This window comes from Salibaculum griseiflavum (assembly GCF_003129565.1).
GTDB lineage: Bacteria > Pseudomonadota > Alphaproteobacteria > Rhodobacterales > Rhodobacteraceae > Salibaculum > Salibaculum griseiflavum.
This window is the reverse complement of the sequence record NZ_QETF01000003.1, coordinates 189,676-211,889: the sequence shown is the minus strand read 5'-3', so window position 1 is coordinate 211,889 and position 22,214 is coordinate 189,676. Positions and strand designations below refer to the sequence as shown.

The window sequence follows — 22,214 nt, the reverse complement described above, 5'->3', positions numbered from 1 at the left end:
GGGACGGGCAAGCGTCAGCCGTTGAACCGAACCCAGCGTCCGTGGAAGTCGATCCGCCCGAGGTCCAGCGTGACATCACCCGGCCATAGCCGCAGAGTCATGACCGCGCCGGGTGAGGTGCCGTCGTTTTCCATGGTGAACCATGCCAGCGGGGACCGGTCCGTCGCGCTGCGGCTGGCTGTCTCGATCAGCGCGGTGCCACGAGCGCGGGCCGCAGCAGGGAAATACTGCCAGGCGACTGTCGAATAGATCATGTGGCAGGTGCCGGCTTGGTGGGGTAAACGGGTTTCCAGCCAATCAACCCCGTCGGCCCGGTCCACGACATGGTCCGACATGGCGATGGCGGCTTCGGTCCAGCGCAGCCGGTCCGGCTGGTCAGGCCACAGATAGGCTCGCAGGCGCAGCCCGTCGCGCAGAGGGTCAAGAGGGTTCAGGTCGACACCGCGCCGTTCGATCACATCCGGCCGGGCCTTGGGCGGCAGAGGCCCGGCCCAGTCCGGCGACAGGATGATCGGGCTGTCGGCCGGCCCCAGAACGGTGTCGTGGATCCGCAGCGCGAAGCGATCCCAGTGCAGGTTCAAGCCAGCGCTGGCACCCAGTTCAGACAAGCGCAGCGGCAGGCCGAACCGGTCTTGGACGATATGCCCCGCCGCGATCAGGGCGGCGCTGCGCCGCACCTCGTTGGTTTGGGGCGGGGTGTCGATGAAGCGATCTATGAATTCTGTCTCGGAGTCCAATGCGTGGGCGATCCCGGCCCAGAGCGTGTCATCATCGACCTTGTGCGGTGGATAGACCCGGTCCAACCCGCCTCGACCCATCAAGCACAGCGCGTGCAGCGCCCCGCAGAGGCGCAAGGGCACACTTTCGGCGCCAGGGCCGAGGTCACCGGGCCAGTCGAACAGGCGGTGTCCAATCGGATTATCCGGCGACAAGCGTTCCGCCAAAACGGTGCAAAGCTGCTCCATGAACGGCGACCCGAGCGCCGCGCAACTCTGGGCCTGCTCAGTAAAGGCCGCGCCGAGCCGTGTCGTCATTTGAACTTGTCTACCAGCTTCTGCAGCGGGCTTCTTTGGTCTTCGGGGTCCGGTTCCGCGGCGGGCTTGGCGGCGGGTTTTGACGGGGTGGTCGAGGACCTCGGCGGTGCAACCCTCAGCGCCACGGCATTGAGGAATTTGGGCCCCTCGTCCTGCGCAAGGTGGGCCGCGCCGTCGGATATGCCGCGCATCTGGTCGTCCAGCCAGTCCTGATCGGCCTTGGCGAAATCCGACAGGACATAGCCTGGCACCTTGTCCTTGTGGCCGGGATGACCCACGCCCAGACGGACGCGGTCGTAATGCGGCCCGATATGCTGATGGATCGAGCGCAGCCCGTTATGGCCCGCATGCCCGCCTCCCGATTTCAGGCGCAGCTTGCCCGGCGCCAGGTCGATCTCGTCATGGAATACCACGACATCGCTGCTGTCGAGCTTGTAGAACCGCATCGCCTCGCCCACGGATTGGCCAGAAAGGTTCATGAAGGTCTGGGGTTTCAGAAGGATCACCTTTTCGGTGCCCAGCCGGCCCTCGCTGACCAGGCCCTGGAACTTGGACCGCCACGGCGCGAAGCCGTGATCCTCGGCGATCCGGTCCAGCGCCATGAAGCCGATATTGTGACGGTTCTGCGCGTATTTCGCGCCGGGATTCCCAAGGCCGACAAAGAGTTTCATGGCCGCTCTATAACGCGGGGCGGGGGGCACGGGCCAGAACGAAAAAGGGCGCCCCGATGGGCGCCCTTGGGATAATTCGCATTGCGAGCGAGGATCATTCCTCGTCGCTGTCCTGCTCGGTGGCGGGAACCTCGTTGGCGGCGGCCTCTTCGCCCTCTTCCTCGTCCTCGGCCGCGGCCAGGCTGGAGGGTGCCTGCACGTTGGCGATCACGAAGTCGCGGTCGATGGTCGGCTTGGTGCCATTGGGCAGGTCGATCGAGGAAATGGTGATCGTGTCGCCGATCTCCAGGCCCTCCAGGGAAGCGGTCAGCTTCTCGGGGATGTCACCGGCAGTGACAACCAGTTCGACCTCGGGGCGCACGACGGTCAGAATGCCGCCCTTGCGCAGGCCGGGGCACTCGTCTTCGCCTTCGAATTCAACCGGGATGAACAGGTTGATCTTGGTGGTCCGCTTCAGACGCATCAGGTCCAGGTGCGTCGGCAGGTCCTTGACCACGTCGCGCTGGACGTTCCGGCAGATGACGCGGACATCTTCGTGGCCCTCGACCTTGAGGTTGAAGAGCGTCGACAGGAAACGACCATCCTTGAGGCGCTTGATCAGCACGTTGTAGGGGATGTTGATGGGAAGCGGATCGGCCTCGCCACCGTAGACGATGCCGGGCACCATGTGGTCGCGGCGGGCCTGACGGGCCGCACCCTTGCCGGTGCCTTTGCGTTCATGTGCGATAAGATCGGGAATCTCACCAGCCATAGGTCTGTCCTTTCAATTCGCGCACCCCGTCTTCTGTTCGGGGCCCACTTTGCCATGAGAGGGACCCCCTGATGGCAGGAGGACCCGGTGAAGCCGCGCGTATAGGACGGTTTCGCCCCGTTGAAAAGGGATTCTTTGACGCCGTCGAGCGCGAGTCGCATTCGGAAGGGTCTTGCCGGGACCGGCGCTCTGTGCTCAGTGCAAGCAATGTCGATTGTGAGCGCTATCAGGATTTCCCGGGTGCCCGGGTCCGCCTTTCTGGCTCTGGGCCTGTTCTGGGGCAGTTTCGCCGCGCAGGTTCCGGTGCTCAAGGCCGGCCTTGGCGCGTCGGACGGTCTGTTCGGGACCTTGCTGCTGGGGTCGGCTTTCGGGTTGGTGACGGCGATGCTGATCGCCCCCAGGGTGGACGCTGCCCTGGGCGCCAGGGGCATGCAGGCGGCGGCGCTGCTGATCGCGCTGGCCATGCTGCTGCCGGGCATCGTGACCGTCCAATGGGGATTCTTCCTTGTCATGATGGTCCTTGGCTTTGCGGCGGGGTTGCTCGACGTTCTGATGAATACCCGTGTCAGCGACCTTGAGGCCGCAACGGGCAAGCCGCTGATGAATGCCAATCATGCGCTGTTCTCGGTCGGTTACGCCGTGGGGGCGGTCCTTGCCGGACTGGGTCGCGAGGCCGGATTGCACTCTTTCACGATCTTCGCCGGCGTTGCGCTGATCATGGGGGCGGTGTTGCTGGGGCTGCGGATGCAACCTGCCGCAGAGGACGGCGAGGATCCGTCGGGAACACGCTCACCGTTCTGGCCCGTCATCCTTTGCGGACTGGTCGTTCTCGTGGCCTTCGGGGCGGAGGCGACGGTCGAGGCCTGGTCGGCCCTGCATATCGAGCGCACCCTGCAGGGCGGCGCGGCCGAGGGCGCTATGGGCCCGGCGACACTGGGGCTGACCATGGCGTTCGGCCGGTTCGCGGGGCAGGCCGTATCGGAAAGATTCCGCGCAACGACAGTGGTCATTGTGGCCGGCTGCGTTTCGGCCAGCGGTGCAGTGATCGCCGCCCTGGCCGCGACGCCCGTGGTGGCCTATCTGGGCTTCGGTATCCTGGGGTTGGGGGTGTCGGTGATTGGCCCCCTGGGTCTGGGAATGGTGGGCAGGCTGGTTACGCCGCGCCAGCGGGCCAGAGCCATTTCCCGTGTGGCGATCGTGGGGTTCTCGGCCTTCTTTTTCGCCCCGGTTCTCATGGGATGGTCGAGTGAGCTTTGGGGTCTGCGCGTGTCCTATGCCGGGGTCGCCGGGGTGCTCTTGCTTTCCGTGCCATTGGGACTCGCCGTGAAGGCCCTTCAAGCCCGCCGTGCGTGATCAGGCCCAGCGCCCCTCGAAATCGTTCGGCACCATCAGGATGTCACGATCCAACGAGTCCACGTTGCGTCTGCCGCACAGGCCCATGGACACGTCCAGTTCCTTGTGAATGACCTCCAGAGCGCGGGTGACGCCCGCTTCGCCCATCGCGCCCAGCCCGTTTATATAGGCGCGGCCGATATAGGTGCCCTTGGCCCCCATGGCGAGCGCCTTGAGCACGTCCTGCCCGGACCGGATGCCGCTATCCAGATGCACCTCGATCTTGTCTCCCACCGCATCCATGATCGCCGGCAGCGCCCTTATGGAGCTGATTGCGCCGTCCAGCTGGCGACCGCCATGATTGGACACGATGATCGCATCGGCCCCTACGTTCAGAGCCTCAAGCGCGTCGCGGGGATCCATGATGCCCTTGATGATCAATGGGCCGTCCCACATCTTGCGGAATTCGCGGATACGGTCCCAGTCCAAAGCCTGGTCAAAGGCCTCGGCGATCCATGTCGCCAGCGACGAGCCATCCGTCACACCCTGCGCGTGGCCGATGACATTGCCGAAAAAGCGCCGCTTTGTGCCCAGCATGCCCAACCCCCAGCGGACCTTGGTCATCATGTTGGCAACGGACTTTGCCGTCAGTTTCGGCGGGGCGGAAAGCCCGTTCTTGATGTCCTTGTGGCGCTGACCCATCAATTGCAGGTCGACGGTGATGACAGCAGCCGAACACTTGGCCGCCTTGGCCCGGTCGAACAGCCGTTGCATGAAATCATCGTCCTTCAGCGTGTAGACCTGCATCCAGAACGGTTCCTCGGTGTTCTCGGCCACGTCCTCGATGGAGCAGATCGACAGCGTGGACAGGGTGAAAGGCACGCCGAACCTTTCGGCCGCCCGTGCCGCCTTTATCTCTCCATCCGCCGATTGCATGCCGGTCATGCCCACCGGCGCCAAGCCAACCGGCATTGACACGTTCTGCCCGATCATTTGACTGGCCGTCGAACGCCCCGTCATGTCGATGGCAACCCGCTGGCGCAGATAGATCTTGTCGAAATCAGAGGTGTTTTCGCGGAAGGTCTGTTCTGTCCAGCTGCCCGACTCCGCGTAGTCATAGAACATCTTGGGCGTGCGGCGCCGGTGCAGGCGTTTCAGATCGTCGATGCAGGTTATGACGGGCATGGCGACGCCTTTTCGCTATATTGGTTAGGTTCCATTACCAATTCGAAACATTTTGCGCAATTGCATAGGAACCCCCGCGGGTCCGGACCCGCGGGCAAAGCTCCTCTTGCTGGCTGTCAAAGAGGCGTCAGGCCGAATGCGCACCGTCGGCGAGGGCTTTGACGAAGGCCAGAACATCGGTGACGCTGTCGCCCTTGGCGATGCGCTCTACGATGGCCGATCCGACGACCGCGCCATCGGCGACCTCGGCAATCGCCTTGGACCGTTCCGGCGTCTTGATGCCAAAGCCCACGATGATGGGCAGATCAGTCTGGGCCTTGATCCGCGCCACTTCCGGGCCGACATCGCCGGCCTCGGCATCCGCCGCGCCGGTGATCCCGGTGATCGAGACGTAATAGACAAAGCCAGAGGTGTTCGTCAGAACCTTGGGCAGGCGTTTGTCATCGGTGGTGGGGGTGGCCAGACGGATGAAATTCAGCCCTGCTTTCTGGGCGGGAATACACAATTCCTCATCCTCCTCGGGCGGCAGGTCGACGACGATCAGCCCATCGATTCCGGCTTCTTTGGCCTGTTCAAGGAAACGGTCGACGCCGCGCGAATAGATGGGGTTGTAATACCCCATCATGACGATCGGGGTGGTGTCATCCTCTTTGCGCAATTCGCGGGCCATCTGTAGCGTCTTGTCGAGGTTCTGCCCACCCTCCAGCGCGCGTTGGCCCGCCAGCTGGATGGTCGGGCCATCGGCCATCGGGTCGGTGAAGGGCAGGCCCAGCTCGATGATGTCCACGCCTGCACCCGGCAATCCCTTCACGATTTTCAATGACGTATCGTAGTCGGGGTCGCCCGCCATGACATAGGCGACGAAAGCCTTGCGATTGGCCGCGCGCAGCTCTGCGAATTTGGCGTCGATCCTTGTCATCTCCGGTCCCCCTGATTCAATCCAATGCGGTTTGCCCCGCGAGGCGCGGAAAATCAATGGGGCTGTGACTTGCAGGTGCAAGCCTTGCTGCGTATGACGCGCCAGGGCCAAGCGAAGGAGCGACGCAATGGGTTTCAAGATGGGTATCGTCGGGCTGCCGAACGTGGGCAAGTCGACGCTGTTCAACGCGCTGACGAGGACGGCGGCGGCGCAGGCGGCGAATTTCCCCTTTTGCACGATCGAACCCAATGTGGGCGAGGTGAACGTGCCCGACGCCCGGCTGGACACTCTGGCCGAGATCGCGAACTCTAAACAGATCATCCCGACCCGCATGACCTTCGTCGACATTGCGGGGCTGGTGAAGGGCGCCTCCAAGGGCGAGGGGCTGGGCAACCAGTTCCTGGCCAATATCCGCGAGGTGGACGCCATCGCCCATGTCCTGCGCTGTTTCGAGGATGGCGACGTGACCCACGTGGAGGGGCGCGTTGATCCGGTGGCCGATGCAGAGGTGATCGAGACCGAATTGATGCTGGCCGATCTCGAAAGCATCGAGAAACGTCGCGCCGGTCTGGTGCGCAAGCTCAAGGGCAACGACAAGGACGCCCAGCAGCAGGACCGCCTGCTCGCCGCCGCCCAGGAGGTGCTGGAAAACGGCCAGCCCGCCCGCGTGGTCGAGGTGGATGCCGAAGATGCCAAGGCCTGGAAGATGCTGCAATTGCTGACCACCAAGCCGGTGCTCTATGTCTGCAATGTCGGGGAGGCCGAGGCGGCCACCGGCAATGCCCATTCCAACGCGGTTGCAGAGATGGCTGCCGCGCAGGGCAATTCCCACGTCATCATCTCGGCCCAGATCGAAGAGGAAATCAGCCAGCTGGACGAGGACGAGGCGGCGATGTTCCTAGAGGAAATGGGTCTGTCCGAAGCGGGCCTGTCGCGGCTGATCAAGGCAGGCTACGAATTGCTGCATCTGGAAACCTACTTCACTGTCGGCCCGAAGGAGGCGCGTGCCTGGACCATCCGCACCGGAACACTTGCCCCGCAGGCCGCGGGTGTCATCCACGGGGATTTCGAAAAGGGCTTCATCCGCGCCGAAACCATTGCCTATGACGACTTTGTCGCCTGCAACGGCGAACAGGGTGCCAAGGAGGCGGGCAAGATGCGCGCCGAAGGCAAGGGCTATGTCGTCAAGGATGGCGACGTGCTGCACTTCCTGTTCAACACCTGATCATCGTGCCGGTGCCGATTCTGCCCTTGCCCCCCATCACGGGTTTGATTAGACGGGTCGGCGGAGACGTGGCCGAGTGGTCGAAGGCGCTCCCCTGCTAAGGGAGTAGGCGGGAAACCGTCTCGAGGGTTCGAATCCCTTCGTCTCCGCCATTAAGGCCCATTAAGTATCTGACAAGAAAAAATAATGTTTTGGGTCGGTTCTGTCTGCCCCCTTTTGTGCCCCCTTTTCATGCCGAGTTGTTCGCAAGAGAGAGCGGACTCACTAGGCTACACCCAACAATATTCTGAGCCATTGACTGCGGAAGTATAACTCTGTTCTGTGTCCTGTGTCCCTCCGACCTACACCGGCGCGGTATGTTTTTCTGACATACCCCACAAGCGCATAGCCGATGTTTTTCGAGCTTTTTGACAAAACAGACAAGCCAAAGCCAGCCATGGACGATTGCCACTCTGCCAGACAATGTTTCCAGTAGATCTGATAGAGACGGCGACCCAAGCCGCTACGGACTTAACATGGAGGAATATTTGCGAATTGCAAATCTCCGGTCCGAATGCCTCCGGAATTCTCGTTAGATCGCTCAGTTGGCAAAGAGCGAAGCTGCGCTGCCTGATAATCAGCTGTGCGCAGCGCCATCGACGTTATGTAACCCGTACAGCGCCACAAGTACAGTTGCGGCAAGTTCAGTCACTGTTGGGTGGTGTGATGACCGGTTCAACTAGTGGGCTGCTCCAAGTGATGGTGTCGAGCAGTTACAGGGGATTGTGACTCCTTGCCAGTTTAGAAGTGCTCTCAATCATCCAAACCGGGCAGTCCTGCGCCCGCATAGGCCATTCAACGGAGAGACGTTTAACTTCAATATTTTCGTCGGACCATGGATCCAGTTAGGGAAAACTTTCGTATCTAGAGTGTAGGCAAAAGAATAACCCATGGTGGCAGGTCTTAACGACGGTTTCTCATTACGTTTATGACTAGTGCGAAATATCAAAGATCCTCGTAGCTCACGCTCACATAGCTCTTCACGCGTCGAATGAGTTGATCGGAAAATCACATATTTGAAATGGCGCCCATGCGCCTAGAAACGGCGGCTCAAGGAACTCAATGACGAATAGCAAGAAGAACTTCGCTTATAAGGCAGAGCCGACACCGGAGCAGATTCACGTTCTCATCGCGGATGACCACCGGATGATTGCAGAAGCCTTGCGTGGCACGCTCCTCGCGCATGGTGGGTTCTTGGTCAGCCTGAGTGAAACGCTTGACGGGACACTCGGCGTGCTGCGTGCGAACAGGAAGGAAAAGATACTTGTTCTGCTCGACATCACCATGCCCGGGATGCAGGGTCTGCGTTCGGTAAAGCAGGTGATTGATGCGGTGCCCAATGGATCGGTCGTTCTTTTTTCGGGTACTAGTGATGCCGATTTCGTCTGGCGCGCGATCGACCTGGGGGCCAAAGGGTTCATCTCGAAATCGCAACAGCTGCGCAGTCTGCCGACAACGTTGCAGTTGATAAATGACGGAAACGAGTTCGTTCCGATGTCATTGTCCCGGCGTGAGACTTCTAATGAAGATTCGGGGGCGTCTTTGAATGACATCGAGCTGTTCATCCTCAGAGCCGTGGCCGACGGTAAAACCAACAAGGAAATTGCTCTGGAGATCAGCCGGAGCGAGGTCGCCGTGAAGATGAAGATGCGCACGATCTGCCAGAAGCTGCATGCACGCAACCGGGCTCATGCCGTGATCGTGGCGTCCAAAGCCAACTTGCTATGAACAGGACTTTGGCAGCTGAGTGATCTCAGTATGCCCTGTTCGAAACGCGCTTTGCTGCACTTGTGCTGACCTACCCCACCACAGACCTGAACGTAGTCAAAAAAGGAAGTGGGGCTCAGAAAACCCGATATCCGGCTTCGTACTACGCGTGCATGTAACCGATTGCCTCGTGCTGTGCGCTTTGGGCCAAGTCAGGCGCTGACGGCACAGCATCGAGGTGCTTGCGCCATTCGAGATTGTTCACCGGGGCCTGTAGAAGTGCGATTTCTAGGGAGGCGTGCAAAACGGGCACCCTCAAGGAGATGTCTCCGAGCATTTTGCGATGAGTGCCGAACTCGTCCGTCTCGAATTCCTCGGAAAGCAAAATGGTGGGGCGGTCGCAATGCGCTACGCGCATACGACTCAGGGATTCGAACTGGGAGATGACGCTATCGAAGCTGTCCAAATCGATGATAACGAAGTTGACTTCCGGATCACACCGTAGAGTACGATCAAGTGCGGTATAGTCGGTTACCTGAACGAGTTCAGCCTCGTTTTGCTCAAGAAGGTCCCGCAGGCTATCCAGTACGAATGGCCGACTGCTGAGTATAATACATTTGGCATCCGGGCCATCAAACACGTTGAACATCGCGGACCGTCCTTCCTCTCTGTCATTGACCAGCAGATGATGCCATCAACAGCGCGCCAATGTGTGCTAACTAAAGTGTCTGCGACATGTTCAGATGATTGGGAGGACCCTTTAGGCCTATGCTCTCAGGCAGGTGCGACGCGTTCGCCTGCAACGGCGAGGAACCTCTTGATATCGGTGTCGAGGACGAGCGTCATGCCGCGAAAGCCTTCTCTGTCATGCAGCCCACAGATGCGCTCCAGTTCCAGCAGCGCATGGCCGAGCCGGGCATGCCCGATGCATAGCAACGCCCCGCCTGCGTGATGCGCCAAGCGGGCCAATTCGTCGATAGAGGGCGCCTCTGCCAGATCGCCGCCCCGCGGAAGCAAGGCCAGAACCTGTTCAAGGTCCTGCGCCGACCGGGCGAGCATTTCGGGATCATTCGTCGCATCTGTCTCGTCCAGAGTGTGATCGCTCAGGGCTCGTTCCTCAAGAGCGTCTGAGATCACGGCCTCGAGTCGCGCGCTGTCGAATGGCTTGAATAGGAGTGCGTCGATGCTTCCGGCGACGATGCTCTCCTGATCGGATTCTGACATTGTCGCGCGCGCGGTCGCCGCAATGATGCAGGTGTCGCCGGCAACGCTGGAATGCCGAAGGCATCTTGCGATGGTCTCGCCGGACAACCCGGGCATGTTCAGGTCGGTCAGAATCAGATCAAAGGGTGTCTCAAGGGCGACCCGAAGTCCATCGAGGCCGTTCTCGGCAGCTGTGACAGTGTAGCCGATACTCCCGAGCATCTCAGTCAGCAGCTGACGGTTGGTCGCATGGTCCTCTACCAATAGTATATTCTTGGCCTGGCTCGGACGATATTCTGACAACAGATCGGCGCCTCGGCCTACGTGGTGCAAGTCCGACGGTGCCGCGTGGATCGTGACCGTCTCCGCAGACAGTGGGACGAGCACCCGAAAGGTTGTCCCCACGCCCGGCGTGCTGTCCACGTCAATCCGACCATTCAGGCTTTGCACCGCTTTGCGAACGATACCTAGCCCGAGCCCCGTTCCGACATTGGACTGTTTGCGAAATCCCGACACATAATCGGTGAAGATGTGACGGGCATGTTTTGCGCTTATTCCAGTTCCGGTATCCGCAACTTCCAAGAGCAGTGCGGGTTTGCTGGAAAGTTCACCCTCCAACGCTCGGATCGTCACGGTGCCACCCTTGGTCGCCTTGACTGCATTCGAGACGAGGTTGTATACGATACGGAACAGATCGCGCGGCACGCCGTGCAGTGTCGCCGGTATGGTCCAGTCAAGAATCAGCTTGTTCCCACGTGCAGCCGCGAGCGGCTGCATCTGCAGGAAAACCGTATGCGTGACAGCTCTTGCGTCGAATGTCTCCAGCGTCGTAGGGCTGACAACTTCGCTGTTCCGGGCCACTTCGAGCACCTCTTCGACCTGTGCCAGAGCGGTCCGAGTGGCGGCTTGAACCTTTGGCAGATAGCTTTTGGCCGCACTTGCAGTATCGGCCTTATCAGCCAAGTCCGCGGCCACCATGATGCTGTGCAAGGGCGTACGCATCTCGTGGCTCATTGTTGAAAGAAATCGCTGCTTGGCGGCGGCGTCGCGTCGAGCCTGCACCAGAGCGCGCCTGGTTCGACGCCGCGCGTTGCGCTCGGGGGAAAGGTCGCGAACGAAGCCGACCAGCACGCGTCGGCGTTCTCGATCTCTGACGCGTACAACGCTCAGTTCAGCAGGGAATAGCGTTCCGTCGCCTCGGCGCCCAATGACCGGCACGCGGCGCATCTCGGCGCTGGTCGCATCGTTTTGATCAAGCAGTGCGTGCAGACGTGCCGCCATCGCCGCGTGCTCACGGCGTGGCGCAAGTTCGGCCATGGCGTCGCGACCTAACACCGCCGCTCGGTCTTGCCGAAAAATCTGTTCTGCAGTGTGATTGAAGTCCGCGACCTTGAGGTTTCGATCAACAACCACAATGCCATCGTTCGATACCTCGATCATCTTTGCAAGGTAACTGGTCAGGTTCCGTTCCGACGCGTTCTTCTTCGCCAGGGACCGCCAAAGATACGATAGAAATCCGCCCAAAATCAGCAGAACGAGGACGAAAACAGACAGTGTCAAGAATGCCGCCCTTAGCGAGGTGTGAACCTGCTCCCGCTCGGCTTCCTGGTCTTCGATGGCTGCCAACATCGCGGCCAGTGCAAAATCTCGAACCGAGGGGCGGCCATCGCGGACCAGCCCTAGGATGTCATGCAACTGTTGCTCGGTGACATAGAGGCCAGCATCGATTTGGTATGTCAAGCCGTCGCGCAGGTGCTGAACCTTCCCGAGCATCTCTTCGACATCGGGGTGCGCCGTGAACTGGTTATAGCGCTCGGCTACGGTGTCCACGCGCGAATAGAATATATTGAACTGTTCCAGTATCTCGGCCTTTATCGACGTCGGCAGCTGACCCTGATCTTGAAGCTCGATCAGTCCGTCCTGAAGAGACAAATGAAACCGGTTATAGGCGACTTCGACTTGCGCAAAGTTCCAAGCGTCGCTGTCGGACCGCGCCAGGGCGAAGTGGTCCACTTTTTCTGACAGTTGATGACCCATTGCCACCAGCACGGCAAAGGCAAGGACAAGCGCAAGACCACCGGCGGCTCGGCGCATCATCTGCATGGTGTGCGGTCTCCGGGATCAGTTTCCGGCATCCGGCCCCTCGCCAGGCTGAACCAACCTGACTTCGGTCAACTGCCAGACCGAAAGACTGTAATGCAGCTCGGTCTTGTATCGGGAGTCTTGGTCGAATGGATACATTACCCAAAGTGGACCCTTTTCACGAATTGAAAAAGTCTCACCATCCAACCTGTTCGCGATGATGGGATAATCGTCGTCGATCATTTCGGGATCGAGTGTCACGGCATAGTCATTGGCGGCAACCAGTCTGACCGGCACGGACGGATCTGCCCCAACCTGTTCCAGGACCTGACGTAGCGACGGCCCGGAAAAGCTGTGTTCCTCTGAGGTCCAGAGCGTCGAGGTCACGAAGGATTTCTGGTCCATCGCCAAGAGGTCGGCATCGGTCAGCCCGATCGGTGGCGTGTCCTGTGAGACCTGAACGGACAGCAAGACAGCCGCGTCATCCGCAAGAGCTCGATCCATCGCCAGAAACGGGGTCGCGACCGTCAGAGCAATCGCGAACAATATCATGAAGCGGCGCTTTTCCATCTGTCTTTCCCTCTCGGTGCGCAAAGACTGATCCCAGATCCAAGGTCGACGTGTCCCTAGCAGGTTTCCGCGGTCTGTTATATAAAACTTTCGTTTCCACAGGGTGGTGCGGGCTTGGTGCTTCATGTCCTTTAAGAGCAGGGCTTTTTGGGGGTGCCGCTGGCTATGAAACTGGGGCAACCAACCCTCCTAGCAGTTGGGCCGTCGATCCAGAAAACCAACGTGCGGATGAAAACTTTCGAGATATTGTAACTGCCCGCCAATCACTGGAAAACTCAGATTTGGTGCTCCGCCGAGTGCCAGCTGATACGCTAGAACACAGTGCTCATGTTCCGCATTGTGGCTCCCCGTGTCGGTACCTTGTCCGGCCAGGTCTCCTTTCCCCATTAGGTTTGATCTGGCCGGATATTTTTTGAACGACACAGATGCTGGTGTTCAAATGTTGTCTTGTTCAATGGCCTTTGTCGGAGCGGACTCCCGTTATGTCCCAATCCGAATCACGCACGTGCGGCAGGATATCACAGAATGATCGAAAGACTTTCACTGAGGGGGCAGGCATGATGCAGAATGACCGCAAGCGCAAACCAGATGAAGAAGCGCTTTTGAGCTTCGTTCAAACGGCGAAACCGCGGGAATCCTATGTCTACGGCTACAGCGAAAGTCGGGCTTCAAGGTCGGTCATGGAACTTGCCCGCTACATGCAAACAAGCGGCTTTGTTAACTTGGTGCAGAAACGAGAGAAAAAAGGCTTCGCATACATGGCAATCCGAACCTCGAAATCCGCCAGAGTCAGGTAGACGCCTCCCTATCGCTTGCGGAGATTACATACAAATATTTGAAATTAAATGTTTATTTTGTGAAATACTCCTCACTTCAGGGATGAAAAGCGGTACAACTTTGCCGATGGTCGGTTCGGTAAAGCCAGCCGAACGCCTGTGCATTTTGGGGCCTCACTCCCGGAGCGCATGGTCAAAAAAGTAGAAGAAAAAAAATTCAGCCCGTTTTGTGTCGTTTCTAGTAAGCGAGTCTCCGTCGCAGGTCCTCCAAACAACGAGACATGGCACGAGTGAGCACGCTCCGGTCAATCCGCCTGATTAGTCGAGCGACTGACCACGTTTTCGCTTGTCGTCGGCCTCGTCTTCGAGCAGCGCATCGGGCGCCACAGGGGCACCCTCTTTTGCGCTCAGGGCCTTGGCTTGATCAACCTCATCAGGCAAGAGCTGCTCAAGCGTCTGTGTCACGGTGATGTAGCACCGGAGCATCTCTTGGAGCATGAGTGCAGGGCGTGACGGCTCCCCATGCTGGAAGTCTATCAAGCTCCAGCTGCCCTCCCTCGTCCGCTCTACGATCCCCAGCTGCTCAAGCTTTGCCATCTTGCGACGTACTGTCGCGCGGCTGATGCCAGTGAAGTTGGCGATCTCGTAGATCGACGTCGTGTAACCCTTGTGGCTGTTGATCATCCCGATCACCGCGTCGGTCAGGCCATGGTGCTGCACGTACTCGAACCAGTCACGCCGGGTGCGCAAGACGACCGCAAAGCCGATTAGGCCCAGCTCCAGATCATTGCCGAGATAGCGGCGCATGGTGGACAGAGAGCCAAAGCTCAGCTTGGCGACGCCAAGGGCAACCAAGTTCATGGTTCTCGGATCTGTGCTGAGCATGGTGACGGTCCCGGGTGATGAAGGGCGAGGTGGGGCGCAGTGATCCTGCCGGTCATAGGTAGTGGCCTCGGTCACCTAAGCCAATGCACACTAAAGATATGCCCATCCTGGCCATGGCCAAACCGCCCATCTGGCGCCCGCTCCGAACTCTTGGCACACCTCCCGGCAAGGAAAAACGCGCATTGGCAGGGGTCGGAATGGTGAAATCTTTCAAATGTGTCTGTTTGTGCGCTCGGCTGGACAAAACCATGCTGGCAAGGACAGCTCATAGCTGTTTGTCAGGCGCTCGAGCCTGCACAGCACTACTGTTCATCCTGGCGACAGGCTTGTTTTTTGCGACTTCAACCAAAGCTGTGGGTGAAGTCGCGGGAAACTATGATTCCTTTATCGAGAGCGGCACAATCTACAGTTCTACTGGATACCAGTATCACGGGTGGTTCATTGATGTTGCAAAGGTCATGGCAAAAGACCGCGACGCCGGAATCCTGACTATCAACTCAAATCGCTACGGTGAAGGGAACAATATCTTCATAGGCTACCGAGGCTACTATACTGCAAACTCGACTGTATGCGGGCAACTGAATGACGGATCCACGCAGTGTTTTTCTTCGGGTAGAGTTTCTGTCAACTCAGAAAAGTCCGAAAATACTAGCCTCGTTCGTGATCTGGATTGGATAGGCAGCTATCCGCTAATCTCTGGCTATAGCTCTGACAGTTTTACAAATTATGGATATGACGATAATTCCCTAAGTGTTCCCAATTGCGCTGGCTTCAATTACAGCACATACTCAGATCCTGTAGCGACCTTCGTATATGACAACGCAACTCGCGTCAATATTCGGGTCGACGATAGAGGTACGAACAGTCAATGTATATCTAATTCGTTTTCGAGTAAAGTCGACTTCTCAGCACGGGCAAGTGGTGTGCTGTACTATTCCTACAGCCCAACCTTCGAAGCGCAGTCTTTTGCACAGTCCGGCATTGATATCACCAATGGCAGTCAGGATGTCAGCGCCCAGGTTGATCTTGACACGGACCTGGCCATTTCGCTGACCTATGATGTCAATCTGGTTACTGGATCGACTGCATCGGACGTAGACGCAATCATAATCGACTTCACTGGCGGTGCTGAGGACCTCAGCAGCTGCTTTCCTTTTCAGACGTCAATTGACGGGACTGCCGCAAGTGCCGCAAGCGTCAGTGGCAAGGACCTTACGGTAACATTGCCGCACGAATGTGTTTATGAAGATACGACATATACAATCGATGTGAAAGACCAGGCACTTAAAGGGAGCGGTGACTATGATGTTGAAACAGTCTCGCTTTCGCAGCAATTTTCGGTTCCTGACGTTACACGGCCTGAGATGGCTTCTGTCTCTCTCCCTACAGATGGGTATTACAAGCTTGGTGACACGCTTAGTTTAGATGTCGTTTTCACGGAAGAGATCGGCCCTGTTGTCGGAACGCCCCGGATTCCTTTGACCATCGGGTCAACCACCGAGTATGCCGAGTATGTGAGTGGTGGTGGCAGCGATACGCTCACTTTCGAGTATACGGTCAAAGCCGGTGATCTTGACGTAGACGGCCTGACCGTTGCGTCCGATCTGGACTTGGACTCGGGAATAATCGAGGACCTCGAAGGCAATAACTTGAACGTTTTTGCCCTGCCTTTCAACGACCCTTCTGGAATTCTGGTTGACGGCATTGCGCCTGCGATCGATCCGGCCTTAGCCGAGGACGCGGATCCCGCCAATGGAGAAGTCGATGCGCTGTTGGGCGATGTGATTACTCTGTTCTTTGACGAGAGTGTGGTTGCTGGGTCCGGTAGCATCGAGATCACAGACGAAGATGCGGGTCAGTCCTTCGAGTCTATTGACGTCGCCCAGGCAACGATCAGCGGGAGCGGAGCCTCGACGGTTGTCGAGATTGACCCTGTGAGCAACTTCGACATCAACACGAACTACTCTGTCGAGATCCCGGAGGGCGCATTTGTTGACGCTGCCGGCAACCCGACCGCGGAGGTTCCGGCGTCTGACTATGTGTTCAAGACAGTAGATGCTCCCGTGGTCACAAATGTGAGCTTTGCCTCGACGGGCCCTTACAAGGCGGGGTCTGTGATTGTTGTAGATCTTCAGTTTTCCGAGTTGCTGAACAGGAGCGGTGGGGGTGGGGTCGGCCCGTCCATCAAGTTGGGGCTTGGCACTAATGCATCTCCACCTCAGGTGACTGCGGCTTTTGCTGGTCAGTCCAACGCCCCCGGCGGTAGCGATACGATGCGCTTCGAGTACACTGTTCAGCCCGGCGATACGGATACGGACGGTGTTGCGGTTATCGCGGATTCGCTTGATTTTGGTGACGCCAGTCTCATTGGTGCTTCGACAATTCAGCAGGCCCTTCCCTTTCATGACGGTCTGGCGGGCACGTCGCCTGCTCAGGAGGTTGACACGACGGCGCCTGTTGCGCCGTCTGTGCCGGATCTTTTGGTGGGGTCTGACAGCGGCGTGTCGGATGCCGACGACATCACAAATGAGACACAGCCGGAGTTTGCCGGGACTTCGGAGGCCGATGCGACGGTCGAGGTTTTTGTCTCGACGACACTGCTCGGGACGACGAGTGCGGACGGTTCTGGCAATTGGAGCGTGACCGCTGACTTTGCTCTGCCGGACGGGACACATGCGATCACGGCGACGGCGACGGACGCGGCGGGGAACGTCTCGCCGGCCTCGTCGGCACTGTCTTTGGAGATCGACACGAGCGTTGAGCTGCCTCTGTTCGGTCTGGAGAACGATACAGGCGCGAGTGACAGTGACCAGATCACGCGCGATGGAGAGGTATCGGTGACGCTGGCCGAGGACGTGGCGAGCTGGGAGTACAGCACCGACGAGGGCAGCACTTGGAGTCCGGGCAGCGGGACGAGCTTCACATTGGCCGAGGCAACCTACGCTTCTCCAAACGTGCAAGTGAGCCAGACGGATGTGGCGGGCAACACGGCCACCTCGGCGTTCGCGGTTGAGATCACGGTTGACGAGACGGCGCCGGGCGTGGCGTCGGTGACGCGGGTGGACACCAACCCGACCAATGCTGACAGCCTGAGCTGGGACGTGGCCTTTGATGAGGCAGTCGCGAATGTGGACGCGGCGGACTTCCGCGTGGCGAACACGAGTGCTGTGCTGAGTGTCGCGGATCAGGGTGGCAATATCTACCGTGTGACGGCCTCGGGGGGCGATTTGGCGGATCTGGAGGATACGATCACGCTGTCCTTCTTCTCGGGGCACAACATCACGGATATCGCGGGCAACGCGCTGGCGCCGACGCCGACGGTGGCGGGAACTGACGAGCCGGACTATCTGGTGGACAACGCGCCGCCTGCGGTGACGCAGACGAGCGTGCCGAGTGATCAGACCTACAGCTTGTCTGCGTCCTCGCGTGTGCTGCGCTTCCAGCTGTCGATGTCGGAAGCGGTGACGGTCTCGGGTGGGGTGCCGCGCATTCCCTTCGCGATGCAAAGCGGGACCAGGTATGCGGATTACAAGGCGGGCGAGAGCAGCGACCAGACGCTGGTCTTCACTTATGCCGTACAGGGCAACGATCTCGACCCTGACGGCATCGAGGTTGAAGATGCGATCGATCTGAACGGGGCGAGCGTTCAGGACGTCGTCGGCAATGACCTCGAGCCAGCGTTGTCGATCGGTACGCTTTCGGGTGTGCAGGTTGAGGCGGTACGCCCGGCGGCGATCAGCGTGACCCGTGTCGCTCCGTCATACATGAAGACGGCGGCCGATACGCTAGTCTGGGACGTGACCTTCTCGGAGCCCGTTCGGAATGTGGGTGGCGCGACGCCGGACTTCACTCTGGCGGGGACAAGTGCGACGATCGCCTCGGCCTTCAAAACGAGCGGTAACACCTGGCGGATCACGGCGAGCGGGGGCGATCTGGCGGGTCTCGACGGGACGGTCACGCTGGGCTTTGCTGCGGGCAATGATATCGTGGATCTTGAGGGCAACCCGTGGAAGACGGCGTCGATGCCTGCGCCCAACGAGGCGGGCTACACGCTGGACAATACCGCGCCGGTGATCACGGGCCCGGATGCGGCGGGCAATGGCACGACAACGGGGGCGACGGCGAATGCGGAGCTGTCAGAGAACACCCTTGGCGTGGCGCGCTTTGTGGCTGACGAGACGGTGCGCTGGTATCTAACGGATATGAGCGGCGCTGCCGGCAGCGGAACAGACCAGAGCGACTTTGAGATCGACCCGGTCTCGGGTCAGCTCTCGTTCAAGAGCGGTGAGGCACCGGACTTTGACGCGCCGCGGGGGGATCACGACGACAACGGCATTTGGCAGGTGGAAGTGTTTGCGCGCGATGTGGACGCTGCGGGCAATGTGACGGGCAACATAACCTCGCAGATGGTGAGCGTGACCGTACTCGAGGTAGACGAGGAAGCGCCGGTGCCGAGCTTCAGCTACACGCCGACGACGCCGGGCGAGCCGGAGGTCGGACCGTTTACGGCTACGATCTCGTTCAACGAGGAGGTGACGGGCTTCACGTTGTCGGACGTCCGGGTGAGCACGCGCAACGCGGCCTTGGGCAACCGGCAAGAACAGACGCCGGACAAGGTCTGGACCTTCGAGGTCACGCCAGTGGCCGATGGGGTGGTGACGCTTGATCTGGCGGCGGGCAAGGTCGCGGACAAGGCCATTGACAACGAAGGCAGACCGGTCCCGAACGACAACATTGCCGCGACCTCCTTCTCGGTTGCGGCCCGGCGTGACACGGACGGGGATGGTACGGCGGATGCGGAAGACGCCTTCCCGAATGACCCGAACGAGGACACCGACAGCGACGGTGATGGAGTTGGTGACAATCAGGAAGGCAAGGACGGTACCAGCCCGACGAGCGAAGACAGTGACGGCGACGGTCTGAGTGACAAGGAAGAGAAGGACCGCGGCACGGACCCCAACGACCCTGACAGTGACGGGGACGGCATCCCGGATGGCCGTGAGGTTGAAGAGGGCTCTGATCCCACGAACGGCGACAGCGACGGCGACGGCGTGCCGGACGGCGAGGACGACCTGCCCAATGATCCCTCGGGCGGCAAGGACAGCGACGGCGACGGCGTGAGCGATGCCGACGAGATTGCTGACGGCACGGACCCGGAGAACCCCGACAGCGACGGCGACGGGGTCTCGGACGGCGACGAGCGGGACGCGGGCACGGACCCGGGCAATTCGGACAGCGACGGGGACGGTACGCCGGACGGTGAAGACGCCTTCCCGCGGGACCCGTCGGAAGATACCGATACCGATGGTGACGGGATCGGCGACCGTGAAGAAGGGTTTGTTGGCACCAAGACAGACGACCCTGATAGCGACGGTGACGGGCTGACTGACGCCGAGGAACGCGCGGCTGGCACGGATCCGGGCAATCCTGACAGCGACGGCGACGGTATCCCGGACGGCACCGAGATTGATGCCGGCACTGATCCAGGCAACTCCGACAGTGACGGGGACGGTGTGCCGGACGGTGAGGATGCGCTCCCAAACAATCCGAATGATGACACCGATAGCGACGGTGACGGTGTTGGCGACAGCCAGGAAGTCGCTGACGGGACGAACCCCAACGATCCCGACAGTGACGGTGATGGCGTCTCTGATGGTGATGAGAAGGACGCGGGCTCCGACCCGACCTCAGGCGATAGCGACGGCGATGGCGTGCCGGACGGCGAGGACGCCTTCCCGAATGACCCGAGCGAGGACGCGGATACGGACGGCGATGGCATGGGCGACAATGAAGAGCGCGACAACGGCACGGACCCGGCGAGTGCAGATACCGACGGCGATGGTCTGAGCGACAAGCGCGAGAAGGAGCTTGGCACGGATCCCAATGATCCTGACAGCGACAATGACGGGATCTCCGACGGGGCCGAAGTGGCGGCGGGTACGGATCCCATGGCGCGGGATAGCGACGGGGACGGTGTAGACGATGCCTATGACGACTATCCCAACGATGCCGGGGCCAGCGATGGCGGCGTGGATAGCGACGGCGATGGTGTGCCGGACGGCGACGAGCGCGCCAATGGCACTGATCCAACGAAAACGGACAGCGACGGTGACGGCGTACCGGACAGTGAGGACGTCTTCCCGAACGACCCGGGCGAGAGCCATGACAGCGACGGTGACGGCGTGGGCGACAATGAAGATGCCTTTCCGTTCAATCCGCGCGAGGACACCGACACCGACGGAGACGGGGTTGGTGACGGCACGGAGACCGCGGCCGGGACGGATCCAAACGATCCTGACAGCGATGGTGACGGTGTGACCGATGCCGAGGAGCGTGCGGCGGGCACCAACCCGCTGGTCACGGATAGTGACGGCGATGGGCTTGATGACGCAACAGAGCTGACCAATGGTACCGATCCGAACAATCCCGATACGACCAAACCGACGGTGACGGTCGAAGGGCCGACCGATGTTGTCGTCGAGGACTTCACGATTACGCTGACCTTCTCGGAAGAGGTGACGGGGTTGGCCGTTGGAGATGTGACTGTGGCCAATGCGCAGGCATCCAACCTGAAGGGCAGCGGTGCGGTTTACACGCTGACCATCTCTCCTGAGTTGGGCAAAACCGTCACGGCACAGGTCCCAGCCGCCTCGGCGCAAGATGTGGCTGGCAACAATAACGTGGCCTCGAACACCTACTCGATCCTTGCGGGTTCTCCGGCTTCGGAGTTTGAGGCGCATCGTGAAGAAATCCGGGACATCGTGACGACGCAGGCGCAAAAGACGTTGCGCAGCCAGGTGGCTGCCAATGTGCGACTGGTCCGTGAGGCCCGGGACCGGTTCATGCTCAGCCGCCGGCAGATGAACAATCCTGAGAGTGGTTCGGGGCTGGCGTCACGCAACAAGATCGGCTTCGATATCGACGGCCGGGCGGAGCTGCGTGGGCAGAGCTTTGTGGCCGAGGGGACGTTCTTTGAGCAGGATGGCAACTATGCGGGGACGCAGCGGCGCCTGTTCTTCGGGGACTTTGATATCCAGCGCGACGAGGATGGCAACACATCCGGCACGCTCTCGGGCAAGATGGCGTGGGAACATATGCTCGATGCGGACCGTATGCTGGGCTATTATGTCGGGGCTGACCTGAGCACGGCCACGCTTGAGGGCAGCTTTGAAGGCACACAGGACAGCTTCGGTGTCAATCTGGGCGGCTACGGGGTCGTGGCGCTCTCAGAGACGGTGTTCGCCAGTGGGTTTGCCTCGGTGGGGCTTGGCATGAACGATCTTGAGCTGAGCAATGGCACGCTTGATCTGCAGAGCGACTACACGACGCGGACGCTGATGCTTGGCGGGTCTGTGACCGGTGTGATCGCGCGCGAGCGCTATGAGATCTGGCCTGAGTTGGCCTTCACGCATGGTTATACCGAGATCGGGGAGATGAATTTCACGGCGGATGCCTATGAGCTGACCGACGAGCTGAGCCTTGATGCCGGGCATGTGAGCCTGACAACGCTGACGCTCACGCCGCAGCTGCGGGTCCCAATGGACGGTCGTCCTATCGCCACGAGCCTCGAGACCGCGACCCTCTCCCCACGGCTGATCTGCGAGCGCACGGTTGCCGATCAGACCACCGAGGAGTGCGGCGGGGGCCTCGAGCTGGGCTTTACCTCGAACTCCGAAGATGGCCTGAGCAGGCTGAACACCATCTTCAGCGTCGACCGGGTGGGCGACACGACCCGCACAGGCGTCCAGTTCAAGATCGAACATCAGTTCTAAGACAAACAGAAAGGGGGGGCAGCCAAAGCGTTGGCCCCCACGCCCTCAGAAAAGAAAAGTCTC

14 protein-coding genes and 1 tRNA gene are annotated in these 22,214 nt (G+C 59.9%); 6 read left to right on the top strand and 9 right to left on the bottom strand.

Annotated features, from left to right (window positions below):
* Nucleotides 1–14: 14 nt before the first annotated feature.
* The 3 genes from DFK10_RS04455 to DFK10_RS04445 all read right to left on the bottom strand — a co-directional run bounded on the left by DFK10_RS04455 (nucleotide 15) and on the right by DFK10_RS04445 (nucleotide 2,456).
* Nucleotides 15–1,034 carry a DUF2332 domain-containing protein gene (locus DFK10_RS04455; protein ID WP_109386996.1) on the bottom strand — a complete coding sequence of 340 codons (1,020 nt, stop codon included), beginning with the start codon at nucleotides 1,032–1,034 and terminating at the stop codon, nucleotides 15–17.
* Entirely contained in the window at nucleotides 1,031–1,705 is a 675-nt protein-coding gene (gene pth, locus DFK10_RS04450; RefSeq protein WP_109386994.1) for an aminoacyl-tRNA hydrolase, read from the bottom strand. The genes DFK10_RS04455 and pth overlap by 4 nt, the downstream gene beginning before the upstream one ends.
* Nucleotides 1,706–1,799: 94 nt before the next feature.
* The gene (locus tag DFK10_RS04445) at nucleotides 1,800–2,456 is read right to left on the bottom strand and encodes a 50S ribosomal protein L25/general stress protein Ctc (protein ID WP_109386992.1); all 657 of its coding nucleotides are present in this window, start codon (nucleotides 2,454–2,456) and stop codon (nucleotides 1,800–1,802) included.
* A 207-nt stretch (nucleotides 2,457–2,663) separates the two neighbouring features.
* On the opposite strand from DFK10_RS04445, the gene DFK10_RS04440 reads away from it, so the two are divergent.
* On the top strand, nucleotides 2,664–3,809 hold the full coding sequence (locus tag DFK10_RS04440; RefSeq protein ID WP_109386990.1) for an MFS transporter: 1,146 nt from the start codon (nucleotides 2,664–2,666) through the stop codon (nucleotides 3,807–3,809).
* Here the strand turns inward: DFK10_RS04440 and DFK10_RS04435 are convergent, their stop codons facing one another.
* Nucleotides 3,810–4,973, bottom strand: coding sequence for an alpha-hydroxy acid oxidase (locus DFK10_RS04435; RefSeq protein WP_109386988.1), 1,164 nt, complete (start codon nucleotides 4,971–4,973; stop codon nucleotides 3,810–3,812).
* 127 nt (nucleotides 4,974–5,100) lie between these two features.
* Entirely contained in the window at nucleotides 5,101–5,892 is a 792-nt protein-coding gene (gene trpA, locus DFK10_RS04430) for a tryptophan synthase subunit alpha (RefSeq protein WP_109386986.1), read from the bottom strand.
* 127 nt (nucleotides 5,893–6,019) lie between these two features.
* Here trpA and ychF point away from each other — a divergent pair, with 127 nt between their 5' ends.
* From ychF to DFK10_RS04415, 3 genes are all read left to right on the top strand, one after another.
* Nucleotides 6,020–7,117, top strand: a complete 1,098-nt coding sequence (gene ychF, locus DFK10_RS04425; protein ID WP_109386984.1) for a redox-regulated ATPase YchF — start codon at nucleotides 6,020–6,022, stop codon at nucleotides 7,115–7,117.
* A gap of 62 nt (nucleotides 7,118–7,179) precedes the next feature.
* A tRNA-Ser gene (locus DFK10_RS04420) sits at nucleotides 7,180–7,269 on the top strand.
* Nucleotides 7,270–8,218: 949 nt separating this feature from the next.
* The gene (locus DFK10_RS04415; protein ID WP_109386982.1) at nucleotides 8,219–8,884 is read left to right on the top strand and encodes a response regulator transcription factor; all 666 of its coding nucleotides are present in this window, start codon (nucleotides 8,219–8,221) and stop codon (nucleotides 8,882–8,884) included.
* 142 nt (nucleotides 8,885–9,026) lie between these two features.
* On the opposite strand, the gene DFK10_RS04410 is transcribed toward DFK10_RS04415, so the two are convergent.
* The 3 genes from DFK10_RS04410 to DFK10_RS04400 all read right to left on the bottom strand — a co-directional run bounded on the left by DFK10_RS04410 (nucleotide 9,027) and on the right by DFK10_RS04400 (nucleotide 12,718).
* On the bottom strand, nucleotides 9,027–9,512 hold the full coding sequence (locus DFK10_RS04410) for a hypothetical protein (RefSeq protein ID WP_109386980.1): 486 nt from the start codon (nucleotides 9,510–9,512) through the stop codon (nucleotides 9,027–9,029).
* A 125-nt stretch (nucleotides 9,513–9,637) separates the two neighbouring features.
* The gene (locus DFK10_RS04405) at nucleotides 9,638–12,169 is read right to left on the bottom strand and encodes a hybrid sensor histidine kinase/response regulator (RefSeq protein WP_109386978.1); all 2,532 of its coding nucleotides are present in this window, start codon (nucleotides 12,167–12,169) and stop codon (nucleotides 9,638–9,640) included.
* 18 nt (nucleotides 12,170–12,187) lie between these two features.
* On the bottom strand, nucleotides 12,188–12,718 hold the full coding sequence (locus DFK10_RS04400) for an oxidoreductase (RefSeq protein WP_109386976.1): 531 nt from the start codon (nucleotides 12,716–12,718) through the stop codon (nucleotides 12,188–12,190).
* A 557-nt stretch (nucleotides 12,719–13,275) separates the two neighbouring features.
* Between DFK10_RS04400 and DFK10_RS04395 the strand changes: the two genes are divergently transcribed.
* Nucleotides 13,276–13,515, top strand: coding sequence for a hypothetical protein (locus DFK10_RS04395; RefSeq protein WP_109386974.1), 240 nt, complete (start codon nucleotides 13,276–13,278; stop codon nucleotides 13,513–13,515).
* A gap of 297 nt (nucleotides 13,516–13,812) precedes the next feature.
* Here the strand turns inward: DFK10_RS04395 and DFK10_RS04390 are convergent, their stop codons facing one another.
* Nucleotides 13,813–14,379 carry a helix-turn-helix domain-containing protein gene (locus DFK10_RS04390; RefSeq protein ID WP_109386972.1) on the bottom strand — a complete coding sequence of 189 codons (567 nt, stop codon included), beginning with the start codon at nucleotides 14,377–14,379 and terminating at the stop codon, nucleotides 13,813–13,815.
* Nucleotides 14,380–14,477: 98 nt separating this feature from the next.
* Between DFK10_RS04390 and DFK10_RS04385 the strand changes: the two genes are divergently transcribed.
* Complete coding sequence (locus tag DFK10_RS04385) at nucleotides 14,478–22,151, top strand: Ig-like domain-containing protein (protein ID WP_146193224.1); 7,674 nt, start codon at nucleotides 14,478–14,480, stop codon at nucleotides 22,149–22,151.
* The last annotated feature ends 63 nt before the right edge of the window (nucleotides 22,152–22,214 follow it).